The organism is Longimicrobium sp. (assembly GCA_036387335.1).
GTDB lineage: Bacteria > Gemmatimonadota > Gemmatimonadetes > Longimicrobiales > Longimicrobiaceae > Longimicrobium.
In genome coordinates this window covers 1-15,113 of sequence record DASVTZ010000026.1, presented here as the reverse complement: position 1 = coordinate 15,113, position 15,113 = coordinate 1, and the positions used below count along the sequence as shown (strand labels likewise).

Below are 15,113 nucleotides of genomic sequence, written 5' to 3'. Positions count from 1 at the left end.
AAAAGTAGTTCGGAGTATTCCGTGTCCACATCAGCTCATAACTGGCACCCGTTCACGGTGCGGATGCGCTGTCAGCCTCATTGCGTAATGAAGCCCTTCGAAGTCATCTCAGAAGATCCATACATCTACTGGCCCGATCCGTTTCAAAACCTGGCCCTTCCGTATTACCCCGAGTTCGCACTCGGCGCTCTGCACGCGCGCGACGCCGCCACTCTCCTGAAGGCGTGGCTTGTGGGTTGTCGCCCCGAAATTGATGCGATGGGCGAGGAGCGGTGGGTGCGCTACGTCGACGCACACCTGCCAGCGGGCGAGACCCTGCGCTACCGAGATGTCGAGGACTTTGCCCGATTCTTCGTCTATTGGCAGGTCAGGTCTGGGATTCACGTGTTAGACGGACGCGATGTTCCCTTCAGCGCCGAAAAGTTCGCCCAAGTCGCCACGGACTTTCGGTGGGTGTCTCTCGACGAACTGTGGAGGCGTCTCAGCCTGACCTGTGATTGCGCGGACACTGCGCCTCAGTGTCGTGCCGATGATCCGCAGATCTGGGATTGGACGGTGTGATCGGTGCACCCGGAGTGGGTGCCCGATTGAGGTGTAGCACTCCTGTGTCAAACAGAAAGCCCCGCACGGGAGCGGGCTTGGCGCGGATCAGACATGGTCTCGCGGGCGATGGCGTCCTGCGGCGCTCAGCACTCTTGCGCCAAAGAGCCGTAACACACCGGTACTCGTTATGGAGCGGCGACTGTGGCGTTGGAGTGAAAGCCGCGGCCGGTGTCCCTCTGCTTACCCGCGCTCGCTCAGGAACCGCTTGATCAGCGGGAGGGAGTACGACTTGTGTCGGCGGTTGGGATACTGCCCCGGCGAGAACGAACGTATCTCGTTGAACTCGGCACAGAACGACTCCATCTCCTTCTTGGGCACGTTGCGGGGTATGCCGGTCTGTGGGGTGTACTCGATGCCTGAGCCGGTAACTCGGTAGCTGAATGGCTTTTTCTCGCAGAGGGTCGTCCATTCCTCGTTCTCGTGCCCGCCCGCCCAGGCGAGAAGTTCTCCGACCGACACGCTCATGGGATGCCTCCGGTAGCTGGATGGGTGCGGCTTGATGCGTGAATCCCTCTCCGCATCGGAGTTACGCCCCGAACAGAGGGAAAGTGCCCAGGCAGTGGCGTATCCGCCATTACCGTCGCACCGAGCCATGTAGTGGTGAATCTCCAAGTTGCGCAGACGCCCCTCGACTGCGATCACGGTTGGAGCGAGTTCACCGTCGACATCATCTCTGCGGTGGACCAAGTAGCGGGACGCTTTCGAGGCCGAGTGCCGACTACCCACTCCCTCACCACCGCGTCCGGAAGGCCGCCAGCCGGTGTTCCTCAAGATATTGCAACGTGAGAGGGCCGGGTCGCTTGCGAAGGCGGAGTCCCTCCAAACGGAGAAGCGTCCGCTCCTTCTTTGGAATGCGCGGGGACACGAGCAGTTCGCCGTCGAGACCGAAGGTGACCCACCGTTGGTCGAACAGCGCGTCCAGGTCCGCCACCAGAGGCAACCCGTTCTCGGGGTCCTGCCGCTCCTCGTTATCCGAGTCACGCCACGGCTTGATGTGGGATGCGCGGATGACCACCTGGGTCGCACTGCCCGTCACCGCGCAACGACCGCCCCATCGCGCCAGCACCTGCGTCCGGAACACCCCCTGGCCCAACCGCGCACTCACCAATGCCTCGCGTTCAGTCACCTGGAGGGAGCGGTTGCGGCGGATCGCACGGATGTCCTCTTCCAGATCGGCCGCCCCCCCCTCCGCACGTTCCAGCTCCTCCAGCGACACTCGGCGGACCACCTCCGCATAACGCCCCTCGGGGCGGACCACGAGCTTGCCGAGGACTAGAAGCTCCCGGTCGTTGTAACTCCGGATCGTTCGGCCGGCGTCCACGTCGGTATCCCGCGCCACGCATACGACACCGTAGCCGGGCACGCCCTCCTCGAGGAGCGCCAGGTGCCGCTCCCTCTCCCGGTACCCGGGGGAGGCCGTGGTTGGGACCGCCCGCAAGACCATGACGTGCTCTCGCCCCTCTATCGGTTCCAACTGGTCCTTCCACACCCGCAGGAACAGGCGTCCGGTCGCGAAGTCGATCGCGCCCCAGGACCAACGGGAGTTGGTGAACGTGGCGCCGAGCACCTCCGCGTAAAAGCGGCTCAACCTCAGTTTCTTTCTGGCCACGTTGCTCCTGGAGATCTGCGGACGGCGGCGTGGAGCCGTATGCTGGAGGGGCCACCCGCAAAAGCACAGGAGCACCGGGAAGAAAGCCAAACGGTGTGCCCCGCACATCTCGGCCGCACTCCGATCCTGCACCACGGGGTGCGGCCGAACGACCGTCGGCGCTCCGCCGACCCAGACAGCACCACTTAACTCACCGGGCCCGCCTCCAGAGTGGAGAACGCGCCAAAGATCCTCCACACTCGCAACACTGGAAATGTCCGGGAGACCGGCGGAGAGAGATGTTCGGAGGCAACCGAATCGGTCAGGGCGAGCGCGCTGAGCCACGCTTAAGGGATCGAGGAAACTACCCAAACACTCACGTCGCGGGCAACCCGCCGCGCCACTCGCCTGCCGGACACGGGCGTCACCATGATGGAGAGCAGCCCTCCCATCCGGACATTCTTGCGTCGCTTGGTGACTGCGCGTAAGATCGCACGATCACCTGATGCTCGCCCTCAACAACGCCTCCCAATGATCCGTGATCTCGAATCGCTTCTGCTGACCATCCCCGATATGGAAGGGCGCAGTTACGTGCGCGAAGCGGTGAATTGCTACAACGCGGGTGCGTACCGCGCGGCGGTCGTGCTCAGCGTCGCGGCCGGCATGGATGATCTTCGACAGAAGCTCGAACGCGTGGCCACTACCGGCACCAGTGATCCGAACACGAAGACGGGACACGTACAGATTAACCAAAAGTTCCAGAACCAGGATTCGTTTGAGGGGCAACTCATCGACGTGTGCGAGAAGGCGACTCTGTTGACACCCTCTGAGGCTACGAAGCTGAGGCTGGTTCAGAAGGCGAGGCATCTTTGTGCGCACCCCTCTGGCCACAAAGGGACGGCCGAAGAGGCGCGCGATGCCATCACGACGGTGATTGACCTAGTCATGAGCCGAGAAGGTCTCCTCGGCATGGTTGGCGTCACAGAACTACTCGTCCGGCTAGCCGGGCCCCACTTCTTCCCCAACCCAGGAGATCAGGAGAGTGTCCGAGCGACAGTGAAGACAGAGCTGGCGATTCTCAGTCCGGCGTTGCTGAATGCCTTGAGCCAAAAGGTAATCGACGAACTTGTACGACGGGCAACGGCATTTGCCGGTGCCGCGGGCGGGGGCCCACGCACGCGGACTATCGAGCACGAGAACGTCAGATTGTTCCTCGGAGGGATGCTGCTGGCGGGCGAAGAGGTTCGACGCTCTGCCTGGCGCTACATGGATAAGCTGATCGAGGACCAGAACACGACGGAGGACACGCTGTGGGTTCTGACCCAAGATCCAGCTGGCATCGCTCTGGCGGGTTCACTGGGGCGTGAGCGCGCGTTGGGCCTGGTCCGGCGCAACCTAAAACTGGCTCCGGCACGGGAAGTGGCTCGGGCGTGGCTGGCGGAAAATGCCGTGAGTGCGCAAGAGGCGGACGAGTTGCACCAGGCGGCAGTCCGTGATCTGATCACCTCACGGGAGCTCGACGAGGTTGCCACCGCACAGGTGCTCCGCGTCGGATCCGCGCGCTTGGATGGAGTTTTGTTCGAGCACCTCGTCAAGGACGCCGCATCGGGTACGTTCACTACGGCGAACGCCGCGATTGACAGTGTTCAAAGTCTCCCCCCTGAGGTCGCCTCACGCTTCCCCGGGCCGCTCCGTGCACAGTACGTGATCAACGTGTCGAATAACGCCCATGGCATGTACACGTCGCGCTCTGCCAAGGCGCTCAAAACAGCGGGCTTAGGGTTGAGAGTAGACTTTGTAGACGCGTTCGTCAACCAACTTGACGAACGCCCGGACGAAGTGAAGCAGGGTATCTACCATTGGAAAGAGTTGGCACAACTCCTTGAGTCGACCGGACGTTCTGATGCCCTGCTCGCGGTCATGGGGGCATTGAAGGACGCTGATGAGTGGCGGGGCGCATACGATATGTTCGATCACCTCAGTCACAGCAAAGATGCCACGGTGCGAGCGAGAGCGGAAGAAATCCAGAACCAGATTAGGAGTTCGACAGCGGGGTAGGGCCGGTCACCGCCCCGGCCTTACGAGTGGAACAACCGCGGGCGCGATTGGCGCGGATGCGCTACACCAAACATTGCGCGCCACAACGCTCCAGCGTCTTAGAGCCGGTTCGGGTAATCGATCCAGGCGCGCGCGTGCCTCAGCGAGCCAGTCTTGACCGAGTCGCAACCGCCGGAGGCGCAGTTCGCCGAACTCGTCCGTGTAAACTCCCTGGATTTCATGGAGGGCTTCGCCCTTGAGGTCGAGTGCACGGCGCGCCGACAGCGCACCCGCTTCCGCGTACAAGCGGAAGATCTCGGTTGCAGGTCGAAGGAGAACACGCGCTGACCGGTTGCACAGTCTTCGATGTACCAGGCGCGGTCGTCCCACCGGGTCATGACGGACAGCGCAGGGCCCAACTCCGCTACCCGGGTCCCAGGCTCGGGCACCAGGAAAACAGGGAAGGACCCTGCGGCCATACCTAACACTGCCCCGTCGAGGCTCGCGCAGGCTTCTACGAATTCCCACAGCGTGCGCTCGAGCGCACCGGGTGCGTTCGCCGGATACGGAGCGTGCCGAAGAAGGTCACCGACGCGTGCGCGCAGTTCCGCAAGCCGGAGACCGTCTTCCGCCCCGCCACGACCGAATACGCGTCGCGGCGGCCGGACGAGTCCCCCCTCCCTCAGAGCGTGGTCTGCGCGAGAGATGGAGGACACGATGGGCCGGAGGTACGCGGACCTGCGGAGGGGGAGCAGGTGGATGTCGTGTGCGAATGCGTACCGTTGCGCTTCGCTGGTAAACTCGCTCGTGGCGAACACCACGTACTGGTAGTGGTGTCGCGGATGCTTCGGTGTAGATGGCGCCTCGAACGTTGGGTCGGTTAGTCGCTGAGTGGGACCTCAGCACCGAGTGCAGGAAATCCGTTGCACGTGTAGAAGGCGATTCTCAGCGGATGCCCACGGTATCGGATATCGGGTTGGAGCCAATCCTTTGTAGATGCTCCTTGGGCTGTGACAATCATCCGCACGTTCTCTCGCTTCGCGGCTTCGCGGTAATCTTCAAAACGGGCGATGAACTCCCCTGGCGGCACTGCGTCGTGCGTTTTGCACGGAGAAGACTTCTCTGGCCCATGTTCTTGGAAGAACACGTAAGTGAATGTGACCCCGGCGGGAAGGTAGAGCGAACTCGCAATCTCACCGGGCGGCTTCGGGCGTTGTACCTGGGGAGGTAGGGCAGAATCGGCCTTGGGACCCGCCGAAGGGGGCTCCAAAGTTCCGCGCTTGCCGTCCAAAATTTGAGGATCGGTGACTGTGCGCTGCGGGTCCGATCGACTCGGCTCCTGGGGTGGCAGAACCTTATCCGCCAAGCCGATCAGAGCCGCAACGATAACTGCGAAGAAGCCGATCCATGCGGCGATTACCTGTCCGTCTCGTCGTGTGCGCGGCATCAGTTACCTCTTGGCGAGTGCTGGAGAGGGATGGTGCTCGTTGTCCGAGTGGCTTATCTCTTTTACAGGGAAAAACCCCAAAAGTGCGAAAGTTCCCCGCGTGTGTCGGTAAACAGGACGGGAGGGGTGAATTAGTCGTGTCCCCACATCGTCAGTGTGTTGACCCAGAGGAGCCAGAACAACCCAACGATGAGCCCCGTGTTCATATGCGGGAGCAGTTCGTTCAGGAGAGTCCAACAACCCTCTGACAAACGACGCCAGCAAGGCGATCGTCACCACCAGCAGGATGACGAAGCCGCAGACATGGCGGAGCCCCACATCATGCACGCACGTCCAACCCACTTAGGCGGTGGCTCGAAGGATCCTTCGAGCCACCGGACCGCGCGCTCACCAATGCCTCTCGCTCGGTGACTCGGAGCAAGCGGGTGCGGCGGAGTTGGCGAGCGTGGCGCCGAGCACCTCCGTATGAAAGCGGGTCAGCCTCATTTTCTTTCTGGCGATGTTACTCCTGGGGATCTTCGGAGGGGGCGTAGAGAGCGTTTGCTGGAGGACGCCCCGCACCGCACCCTCAGCGACTGTGCCCCACATCCCAGAGACGCATCGCCCAGCTCGGCCTCGCTACTTCGCGGAACGACGTTTCGCCTCCCAAAGGAAGAACGCCGGGTGTTTGCGGCGAGTCGCCCTCATCCCTCCGACCGCAGATGCGGCCATGCCGAACCCTGCGGTCACGCCCGCGGGGTGAAGACCGCGCGGTCAAGAATGCGCTCACCGCGAGCTTCGCCTTGGAAGATAGGAGGAGACTCGAACTCCTCCGCAAGGAAGGTGGAGATCTCGCCTTGAGGAGGGCCCCACTGTGGGAGGCGAATCGGGGCCATGGCTGACCAGACTAGGCGACCACACCGACCTCCGCCTCGCGCGCGCCACGAAGTGGCGTTTAATCATGACGGGCGTAATGCCGAGCTGAGCCTGGACCGAAGATGAGCCGCACGAACTCTTTCGGTCCACTACTAGGTGGGCGGGGTGGAACGACTCCGGGCCCTACCGTTTGGCTAACGCAGTGGACCCTTGTAGGACACTTCGCACAACAGCTTTGCTATCAGAGCTTCCCAAGCTTCCGGATGTTCGGGAGGATGCTCTATCGCCCATCCCCCCCGGCGTAAGACCCTGCTCAGCCGCGACATGGATTTCACGTACCGTCCCACGTGTCTGTCCTTCGGACCCACAAGACAGAAAAAAACCCAGACCGGCCTACCATCTAGGGCGTCAAAATCGATCGCAGTAGCAGCATAAAAGGCACCCAGGTGGAAATCGTTCAAGATGTCCACCTCCACTGCGGCGTGGGGTATTGCGACGCCAGATCCTATACCGGTACTTAGAACGTCCTCGCGCTCTAAAAGTCTGTTCGCAATGATTTCGATCTGATCGCGAGAGAGCCCGCGCCGCTCAAACATCGCAGACGCCATGTGCCGAAGCAGGGTCACTTTGCTGGCCGGACGCAATCCCGTATGGAACGACACGTAGTCGGCTAAGTCGTATGTATTCTCCATCAATTCACCTCACGTAGCCGCTGGTGACACGTCCTCAGGGGGCTGAAGCCCGTCGGCCACGGTATGATAGTTTGTTAATGCGAGTTCCAGCGATAGGACGACTTCGCGGAACCGGCCCAGCGCCAACTGGTCGGAGGCTGTTTCTACCTGGGTAATGGCCATCTGGAGGTGAGGCAGGAGCTCTTCCTGGTTCAGTTGAACTAGCGTATGCCGAGCGGGCTCCATGTACTTCAGAACATGGTGCTGAAAGAGCGCGACGGCCTCCTCTAGCATGTAGGACGAACTAGGATCACTCGGACGCTGCGCACTTCGATAGCGGCAAGCCGCAAGATCATTGTAAGTGGACATCAAGCGTGACCACACCTGCCAAGCGAGCGCAGGCGCGTCGGCGCGAAGTTTCATTAACTTCGTGCAGTAAATCACGTCACGGGCGTTGGTCCATGAGAAGACACCAAACAGCAACCGACCAATCGGTAACACTGCGTCGTCACGTGCGGTGTCGAAGATCCAATGATGGATGACCACTTTTCGTGCAAGCAAATGGCACATCTCTTCCTCAGAGAGGCCGAAGCGACCTAAGGAATCCCGTACCGCGTCGAGGTTGATGATAACAGGGTCGTGCGTCGAGGACGGCCGGCTCTCGACGTAGACGCTATCTTTTCGCCGAACCAAGTGCCGCCTCGATAGTGTGAAGCATTGCTCTCCGCAACCCCGCGCCCGCATGAGGGTAAGTGCGTGCTCGAACGACGCGTTAACAGAGTTCTGGCGAAAGAGGTGTTCGTAAAACCCTTCAACAAAGATCAAGCAGTCTTGGTCCGACACTGCCCCGCGTGAGGTAATTACGAACGGCGCGCTGTCGGCTAGGATGGGAAGATTATCTGCTGAGTAGCAACTTAAGAACGCGCTAACCAGCGGTTGCTTCTTCGAGAGATTAATTAGGCTAAGTACCCGTGCGGCGCTAACAGTTTCACTCCGCTCCGAATCCCCCTGGTCAAGACACAACCCATCTGCATCCCCGTGCCCCGAGAAGTGCAGCACATCGTAGTCGCCATTGATCAACAGGCTATGAATGTCCTCGATCTCTGATGCGTGCTGACGCACGAGTGAAACTGTCGAGGCGAACTCACGCGCAAGCCGCACCAAGATCTTGTCCTCCTTGTCGAGACGGAGGGGGGTCTGGTCGGGTGGATTTGAAAAGAGTGCAAGAACTTTCATCGAGTTCCCTAATGTATGCACGTGCCCGTGAGTTGGGCCGGATCGGGGCCACGAAGTTGGCTAGCCGAGTGAACGTAGGTGTCCGCGAGAACTCACTTCTACCTTTCTCTTGCCCGAAGCTACTCGAGGCTCGCACATCCCTGAAACACGCATACCACCAACAGTAGGTCGGAAACGATAGTTGCACCAGTCGGACCTGATCTCGAGCTACCAACCGCATCATTTGACAGCCCGCTATGCTCAGACTGAGCCGAACCCTCCTCTGCGGGTGAGTGGCCCAACACCTCGCCAGTGCCCTCACATCAGACGCACTCGCACCTCATCGAGGCGAACGCCGGGACCCAGCGACTTCCGTATCCGAGAAACAACAGATCTTGGGAGCGGGAACGCTGGAGCGGCCCCGGATTGGCGCACAGGATGGTATGGACCGAGGCGGCAATCTTGGCCAACTGGGGGTGCATGCCTACCTCGAGGGAGATCGGGGTCCTTGGCAGGCTGTGACGCCGAACCTGGCGTTCGCGGCGGAACTGTATCTGAAGGTCCTTGGTGCTGCACGTAGCGGCGGGCGGTGGCCTTGGGGCCACGACCTGAAGAGGCTCTTCGATGGCTTGCCGACAGACGACCGAGCCGAACTGGAGCGCCGGTACGAGAGCATCCGCAGCTCTGGTCCAGACGGCGTACTCGACCGGTTTCTCCCCGGGCGGGACCTGTCGCTACCCGGGGTGCTAGACGAGTCGAGGGATGCTTTCGCCCGACTGCGATATGCGTTTGAGGAGGTTGGCGATCCGACAGCGGATCCGCTTCCAGATGCCTTCGGCTTGTGGTGGTTCATCAGCGTGCTAAAGCCCTATATTGAGGAGCAGGCCGCGCCACGATAGCTCCACCTGGAGCACGATGGTATGTGCGGCGGGGCCGGTGGAGCTGATGATGGGCACCTCCGATGACGCAAACCTTGGAGGTCGGGCGTGGATTGGACCGTGATCGAGGGTGGGCTCTACGATCAGGCTGTTCGGTTTCGCCGAGCACTTGAGGCGTACTCCGCGGAAGGTGCGCACTCGATGGCCGCGCCGTTCCCACGGGGTTGGTGCAAGCTCTCGAGCATCTTTTTCGCGCGCCACCTGTATGAATCAGGAGGGCCGATGTCTCGGCTGGTCGCGAATGCTGAACGCGCCGCTGACCCTGCAATCCCGCTGGGGACTTCCCACGAATTGGGGGCAGTCCAGACGCACGCGTGGCTCCGCGTCGGTGACCTCGACGTGAATCTGACAGCGGATCAGTTCTCAGACGAGGCGCGGCCGATCATCTGCGCGATCAACGACCCCTTCTTCAGGACGTTCTCGGGCGCTCGTGAACACGATTTGAAGCCGCCGCTGTTCTTTTCGCGTGGTACCCAGGTGGAGATGTACGCAGACGTATCGCAGATGCTCTTGAGGGAGACAGGCACCGCATGACCGCCTCCCTCATCCCCTACCGTGATCGCACAGGTTCGTGGCCGCTGTCTAAAGACTTAGGTCAAACCTGTCTAAGAACTTTTGTGCAACGACAATCGCGCGTCGCTTGCTCGCGAATTAGTGTCTGTTCCTGGCGCGCAGGAATGTCTGCGGCGCGGTTACCGTGAGTTGACGAGCCTGGTGGAAACGGCTATATTCGCAGAGTAACATTTGCTGGGGCCTTACGGCCCCGTTTGCGGGTCTCCTCGGGGGACCCGCTTTTTTTTCGCTCAGAGGGTCGGTATGGATCAGTTCGTGATCATGGTGGATGCCGGGTACCTCTACGCGGCAGCCGGCGAGCTCTGCTATGGAACGACGTCGCGCCGCGAGCTGCGGCTCGACGCTTCGAGGGTGAACGTGGAGCTGGCAGAGCTGTGTGCGAAGCATTCCGGGCAGAAATACCTCCGCACGTACTGGTACGATGCGGCTCCGAACGCGCTCCCAACCTTCGAACACAACAGCCTCGCCGACCAGAGGGGGATCAAGCTGAGGCTTGGAAGGATGACGCACGGCGGGCAGAAAGGCGTGGATTCGCGCATCGTGCGGGATCTGATCGTCCTTCCACGCAACGGCGCCGTTCGCACGATCTTTCTGCTCAGTGGCGACGAGGACGTCCGTGAAGGGGTGGCAGAAGCTCAGGAACTTGGCGTCGCCGTCGTGTTGATCGGGATCGAGTCACCGGTCGGGAGGAGAAACCAGGCCGAAACACTCGTTCGCGAAGCCGATGATCGCATTATCCTTTCACGGACAGAGTGCCTGGCATTTCTGGGAGAGATAGCCGGGGGAACTCTCGCGCCAACTTCTGGAGCGCCCGCGGCGCAAGGCTCGATCCCACCCACCTCCGTTCCAACGGCTCTTAGCGCGGCTGGTGGTTCGGTCCAAGCCGGCGCTGCGCAGCCCGGTGTGATCGGTCCCGACGATTGGAAGGCGTTTGGGACTAAGTTCGCTGCGGACTGGCAATCGAAAAACGAGGCATCGGCTATCGCGGCTGTCATTGCAGGACAGCCCAGACTTCCAATTACGGTTGATGGCCCCTTGCTGCGAGCTGCCTCGGCACATTTCGGGGTTGTGCTGGAAGAAGGAGATCGGAGGGCGATTCGAGCAGGGTTCTGGGAGGGTGTCCGGACTGATCTGAAATCGTGAAGTGAGCGATGCCAGAGGACGCCCGTTTAGTAAAGAAGCTGGTCTATGTGAGGTCGCGGGAACTGCGCCTCACATAGAGCCATAGAGGAAACGGCGAGAACTGCATGAGCGGTTCTCGCCGTATTTATCTCGTTTCCTGGCTCCGGACGCCGAAATCGCCAGCCGCATCCTCCTCCAGCAGTTCGCGAGAACCGTCCGGGGCTTCGCGGATTATATACCCTGGGAATGCCGGGTCCGTGTAGTAGACATCACACCCGGCCGCCTTGAGCTCGCGCACGGCGGCGGCGACTGCTTCGCGTCCAATTCGCTCCACCACGCGCGGTCGGAGCCTTCCGGTTTGATCAATTATATCGTCAGGGTTGTGGCGAATCCCGAGATCTTCGAAGAGCGCTTCGGCTGACTCGAACCGCGTCATTCCACGCCCCTGCTCACTGTCTCTAAGAGCTGCAACCGTCTCTTCGTTGAAGCACTGCAGGGGAGACGGGCCACCATGTAGGCCGTTGTCCGCCTCTCCTTGTGGGTCCGACTCGATCCTCCCCCTAGCGTTCGCCGACTCGCCCAAGATGCCCTCCTCGGTGAGTGTCCACGAAGTTATCCTACACACGCGGATCCCAGCGCCCAACCCGACGCTCACCGTATCCGGTGTAAGTTACATAGTAACACCAAACCTGCACCCGTGCGGAGGAGGGTCCGTGGTCGATGATGGAACGCGAACCGAGCTGCTGCCCGACGGCCAACATGTGAATCTCGGCGAGTTCGCCGGCACACCGCCTCGTCCTACCACGGACGAGGCGGCGAGAGACCCTTCTTCGGTAGTGGCCGTTCTGGATTCCATCCCAGGTGCGTTCGAGAAGGCGAGCCGCGGGTTGCAGGAGATCCGCGCAGGGAACGGGGTACCCGTCGACGAACTTTGATCAGCGGGAGGCGGTGGCGCGGCGGGGGGTGAAGTCGGTGCGGCGCACTTCGCGGATGCGGTTTCCTCGCATGGCGCCCTCCACCAGTTCGTAGCCCATGAGGGCGAAGATGCGGCCTCGCAAGAAGATGGGCCGCGCGTTGCCGTACCAGTCCACGCATGAGGCCACGCAGTCGTCTTCGACCGCGCGCTCCGGCTGGGCGGCCAGCTCGCCGAGCTCATGGAGCGACGCGCCGTCGTTGGCCAGGAAGACGATGGAGGCGGATCCTTCCACCAGCTGCTCGACTCCCGCCTCCCCGCCGTGGCGCACCGGCAGCCCCAGCACGCCGTTCTCGGGGCCATCCGCACGATAGAAGAAGCCGTGGCTCCGCGTCTCCCCCTGCGCCGCGCCGCGCCTCGTGTACCCGGCGCCCAGCTCCGGGACCGCGGCCAGGAGGACGCCGGTGAAGTGCAGGTCGTGCGCGTCCGCACCCACGACCAGCGCGTCGCCGCCCATCGCTTCGATCCGGTCCACCGCGTGGGGTAGCGAGAGGCGCCGCACGGGGGTTCTCGCGCGCGCCCAGGGCACCACGTAGACCGCCGCGTTTCGCGCCCGCCGGGGATCGCCCCACCCGTTGCCCACACCGTAGAGCAGGTAGTTCCCGACGAACCGGTTCTGCAGCGCGCCCGAGCCCGCGCCGTGAAGCCGCCGGTACCGCGACGCCGTTGCGTCCTGTCGTCCGTCTCCGAAGTCGGCGACCGGAATGCGGAGCAACGCCAGCGCCCCCGCGCCCCTCTCTGCGGACCACATCCGCGCACCGCCGCCATCCGAGCGGACCAGCACGTTGAGGTGGCGGTCGTCGCTCTCCAGGAAAGAGAACTGGTCGATCGGGCTCCCGGCCACCCCCAACGCGGAAGGGCGGGACCCGTCCAGGGGCATCCGGTACAGCACGGACTCGCCCCGCCGCTCGTCCCCACGGCGCGAGGTGGTGGTCCATACGTACACCGCGCTGGGCGAGACGTAGAACACGCTCCCGCTCGGCCCGATCACGGCGGTCGCCTCGCACGACATTCCGGTGCCGCGGAGGTTGCACGTGGTTACCGTGTGCAGTGCCGCATCGACGCCACCCGCAAGCGGACGCGCCGGGCGGAACACGCGCGTGGAGGTGGCGATGGGGGTGAACTCTCCCTCCTGCGCTCCGGGGTGCCAGCGGCGCAGCGCCGGCAGCCAGTCGGCCGGTTCGGTTTCGTCCAGCGGCAGGTCCAGCGGCGTGTAGAGGATGAGCTTGTCCCCGACCAGCCGGCTGGCGTAGTTGCGCGACGAGTAGTAGTCGTCCGAGCGCAGGTGATAGGTGGAGCGGTGGCGGAGCCGCCCGGCGTCGTCGATGCCGAAGAGGCCGATCTCCGTCCCCCCTCCGCCGTAGTTGTAGCCGATCACCACCACCTGGTCTTCCGACACCAGCATCTCGTCGTACCAGCCGTCCTCGGGGTCGATTCCGGGGCCGAAGACGTCCACCGACGAGACGGGGGTGAGCTCCGCGTTGCCGACGTGAACGGTGAAGAGGCGCCCCCTGCGCAGGATCACCAGGTGGTCGCCATGCGTCTTCACGATCCCGCCTTCGTCCACCCCCTGGTGCTGGTTGTTCGTGATCACCTGAACGCCCGCGGCCATCACCAACCCTTCGAGCGCGACGGGTGCAGCAGCCATGACGAAGTCGAGCGTCACGGCCTCGCCCGTTTTAACGGTGACGGAAGCGTGCCGGGTAGTCCTGCCGACGATGGACGCCGTGACGCCACGGGTGCCCGGGGAAGCGGAAAGAGTGTAGCGTCCCTCCCCATTCGTCACGGCCGCGGCGTCGCACGCGACTCGCACCTGCACGCCGCTCAGCGGCTTGCCGTCCTCCCCGGTAACCCGTCCGGTGATCGTGACTCGCGCAGCCGTGGGAGCCGGCGGCGTGGGACAGGTCGAGTTCGGAGAAACAGCCGGCGCCGGCGCCGGTTTGGGGCGAGCGGATGCGAGCTCCGCCACGAAGCTGCGCAGCTCCGCCACGGAGCGGAACGGCTGGAGAGTGCGCTCGGGGGCCGCGGCTCCCGGGTTCTGTGCCGCTGCCCTGGTTCCCGTGGCGAGCAGCGCTGCAAGAGCAAGAACGAGAGATGGGCGCATTGGCATCCTCCGGGTGAGGGTTGAGCTCGGAACCGGCGGCATCCGTCCGCCTATCCTGTACGACGGCCGGCCGGGGGAAGCATGCACACGGACGACGTGGCGACCGTCGTGGTCGCGGACATGGTGGACGCGCTGGGCGCCAAGACGGGGGCGCTGGCCGGACGCGCTCCCGAAGGCGACGCGCTGCTGCTGCTGCTGCTGCTGCTGCTGCGCACGGTCGGCTTCGCGGAGCCGATGAAGGAGGGGGTGCGGCGGCAGGCGCTCGACTTCCGCAGCCCGCTCACCGAATGCTTCCGCACGCGCGCGCCGGTGTGTGGATCGAGAAGCGCGAGGGGCCGGAGGGGCTGGACGCGCGCTTCCCGCCCATCGCGCCCGTGTGGAACGCGGTCGGCGTGCCGTCCGCCGCGTTCGTCCCGCTGGTGGCGGCCAGCGAGGCGGTGGGCGTCATCTCCTTCTCCTTCGACGGCCCGCGCACGTTTTTCGCCCGAGGAGCGCGCGTTCCTCCTGGCGGTGGGGCAGCAGGCGGCGCTCGCGGTGGAGCGGGGCGGCTCTTCGAAGCGGAGCACGGCGCCCGCGCCGAGGCGGAGCGCGCCAGCCGCGCCAAGAGCGAGTTCCTGGCGGTGATGAGCCACGAGCTGCGCACGCCGCTCAACGCCATCCGCGGCTACGCGGAGCTGATGGAGTGGGGAACCGCGGCCCCATCACCGCCGAGCAGCGCGGCGACCTGCTGCGCATCCAGTCCAGCCAGCGGCACCCCCTGAGGTCTGATCAATGCGTCCTCGCATACCTGCTGATCCGAGTCGCGGAGAACCGCGGAGGCAGGCTGGGAACAGATCCGCGAACAGCTGGAGAGGATTTCCCTCGCCGAGCTCACCACGGGCCGCGCATCGGTCCTTCAGACGAAGGCGCTGACCAGCGCGGAGCGCGATCTTTTGAATTGTTGCAAGGCTCCGCCGCCTCCCAAAATTCTGCAAGCGACAACAGGAT

General features: G+C 63.1%; 14 protein-coding genes. 8 read left to right on the top strand and 6 right to left on the bottom strand.

Features of this window, described 5'->3' with window-relative positions:
* The first annotated feature begins 87 nt into the window (after positions 1-87).
* The gene (locus tag VF647_02210) at positions 88-561 is read left to right on the top strand and encodes a hypothetical protein (GenBank protein ID HEX8450878.1); all 474 of its coding nucleotides are present in this window, start codon (positions 88-90) and stop codon (positions 559-561) included.
* Positions 562-783: 222 nt separating this feature from the next.
* On the opposite strand, the gene VF647_02205 is transcribed toward VF647_02210, so the two are convergent.
* Complete coding sequence (locus VF647_02205) at positions 784-1,068, bottom strand: hypothetical protein (GenBank protein HEX8450877.1); 285 nt, start codon at positions 1,066-1,068, stop codon at positions 784-786.
* Positions 1,069-1,333: 265 nt separating this feature from the next.
* Positions 1,334-2,212 (bottom strand): HNH endonuclease signature motif containing protein, encoded by an 879-nt coding sequence (locus VF647_02200; GenBank protein ID HEX8450876.1) that lies wholly within the window; start codon positions 2,210-2,212, stop codon positions 1,334-1,336.
* Positions 2,213-2,722: 510 nt separating this feature from the next.
* Between VF647_02200 and VF647_02195 the strand changes: the two genes are divergently transcribed.
* Entirely contained in the window at positions 2,723-4,249 is a 1,527-nt protein-coding gene (locus VF647_02195; GenBank protein ID HEX8450875.1) for a hypothetical protein, read from the top strand.
* A gap of 153 nt (positions 4,250-4,402) precedes the next feature.
* Positions 4,403-4,576, top strand: a complete 174-nt coding sequence (locus VF647_02190) for a hypothetical protein (GenBank protein ID HEX8450874.1) — start codon at positions 4,403-4,405, stop codon at positions 4,574-4,576.
* A gap of 2,655 nt (positions 4,577-7,231) precedes the next feature.
* On the opposite strand, the gene VF647_02185 is transcribed toward VF647_02190, so the two are convergent.
* On the bottom strand, positions 7,232-8,437 hold the full coding sequence (locus VF647_02185) for a CHAT domain-containing protein (GenBank protein ID HEX8450873.1): 1,206 nt from the start codon (positions 8,435-8,437) through the stop codon (positions 7,232-7,234).
* Between the two features lie 497 nt (positions 8,438-8,934).
* Between VF647_02185 and VF647_02180 the strand changes: the two genes are divergently transcribed.
* The 3 genes from VF647_02180 (at position 8,935) to VF647_02170 (ending at position 11,070) form a co-directional block, all read left to right on the top strand.
* Positions 8,935-9,315, top strand: a complete 381-nt coding sequence (locus VF647_02180) for a hypothetical protein (protein HEX8450872.1) — start codon at positions 8,935-8,937, stop codon at positions 9,313-9,315.
* A 261-nt stretch (positions 9,316-9,576) separates the two neighbouring features.
* Positions 9,577-9,888, top strand: coding sequence for a hypothetical protein (locus tag VF647_02175; protein ID HEX8450871.1), 312 nt, complete (start codon positions 9,577-9,579; stop codon positions 9,886-9,888).
* Positions 9,889-10,170: 282 nt separating this feature from the next.
* Entirely contained in the window at positions 10,171-11,070 is a 900-nt protein-coding gene (locus tag VF647_02170) for an NYN domain-containing protein (protein ID HEX8450870.1), read from the top strand.
* A gap of 124 nt (positions 11,071-11,194) precedes the next feature.
* Here VF647_02170 and VF647_02165 read toward each other — a convergent pair whose 3' ends face one another.
* Positions 11,195-11,704 (bottom strand): hypothetical protein, encoded by a 510-nt coding sequence (locus VF647_02165; protein HEX8450869.1) that lies wholly within the window; start codon positions 11,702-11,704, stop codon positions 11,195-11,197.
* Between the two features lie 58 nt (positions 11,705-11,762).
* Here VF647_02165 and VF647_02160 point away from each other — a divergent pair, with 58 nt between their 5' ends.
* On the top strand, positions 11,763-11,984 hold the full coding sequence (locus tag VF647_02160) for a hypothetical protein (protein HEX8450868.1): 222 nt from the start codon (positions 11,763-11,765) through the stop codon (positions 11,982-11,984).
* On the opposite strand, the gene VF647_02155 is transcribed toward VF647_02160, so the two are convergent.
* Both VF647_02155 and VF647_02150 read right to left on the bottom strand, forming a co-directional pair.
* Positions 11,985-14,126, bottom strand: coding sequence for a beta-propeller domain-containing protein (locus tag VF647_02155; protein ID HEX8450867.1), 2,142 nt, complete (start codon positions 14,124-14,126; stop codon positions 11,985-11,987).
* Between the two features lie 50 nt (positions 14,127-14,176).
* A complete protein-coding gene (locus tag VF647_02150; protein HEX8450866.1) occupies positions 14,177-14,425 on the bottom strand; it encodes a hypothetical protein in 249 nt (82 codons plus the stop codon).
* On the opposite strand from VF647_02150, the gene VF647_02145 reads away from it, so the two are divergent.
* Positions 14,414-14,887, top strand: a complete 474-nt coding sequence (locus VF647_02145) for a histidine kinase dimerization/phospho-acceptor domain-containing protein (protein ID HEX8450865.1) — start codon at positions 14,414-14,416, stop codon at positions 14,885-14,887. The two genes, VF647_02150 and VF647_02145, sit on opposite strands and share 12 nt — an antisense overlap.
* The last annotated feature ends 226 nt before the right edge of the window (positions 14,888-15,113 follow it).

Coding starts and splice junctions, on each gene's coding strand:
- VF647_02195 (HEX8450875.1), top strand. CDS start 2,723: ATGATCCGTGATCTCGAATCGCTTCTGCTGACCATCCCCGATATGGAA.
- VF647_02145 (HEX8450865.1), top strand. CDS start 14,414: ATGCTTCCGCACGCGCGCGCCGGTGTGTGGATCGAGAAGCGCGAGGGG.
- VF647_02210 (HEX8450878.1), top strand. CDS start 88: ATGAAGCCCTTCGAAGTCATCTCAGAAGATCCATACATCTACTGGCCC.
- VF647_02175 (HEX8450871.1), top strand. CDS start 9,577: ATGTCTCGGCTGGTCGCGAATGCTGAACGCGCCGCTGACCCTGCAATC.
- VF647_02185 (HEX8450873.1), bottom strand. CDS start 8,437: ATGAAAGTTCTTGCACTCTTTTCAAATCCACCCGACCAGACCCCCCTC.
- VF647_02170 (HEX8450870.1), top strand. CDS start 10,171: ATGGATCAGTTCGTGATCATGGTGGATGCCGGGTACCTCTACGCGGCA.
- VF647_02155 (HEX8450867.1), bottom strand. CDS start 14,126: ATGCGCCCATCTCTCGTTCTTGCTCTTGCAGCGCTGCTCGCCACGGGA.
- VF647_02205 (HEX8450877.1), bottom strand. CDS start 1,068: ATGAGCGTGTCGGTCGGAGAACTTCTCGCCTGGGCGGGCGGGCACGAG.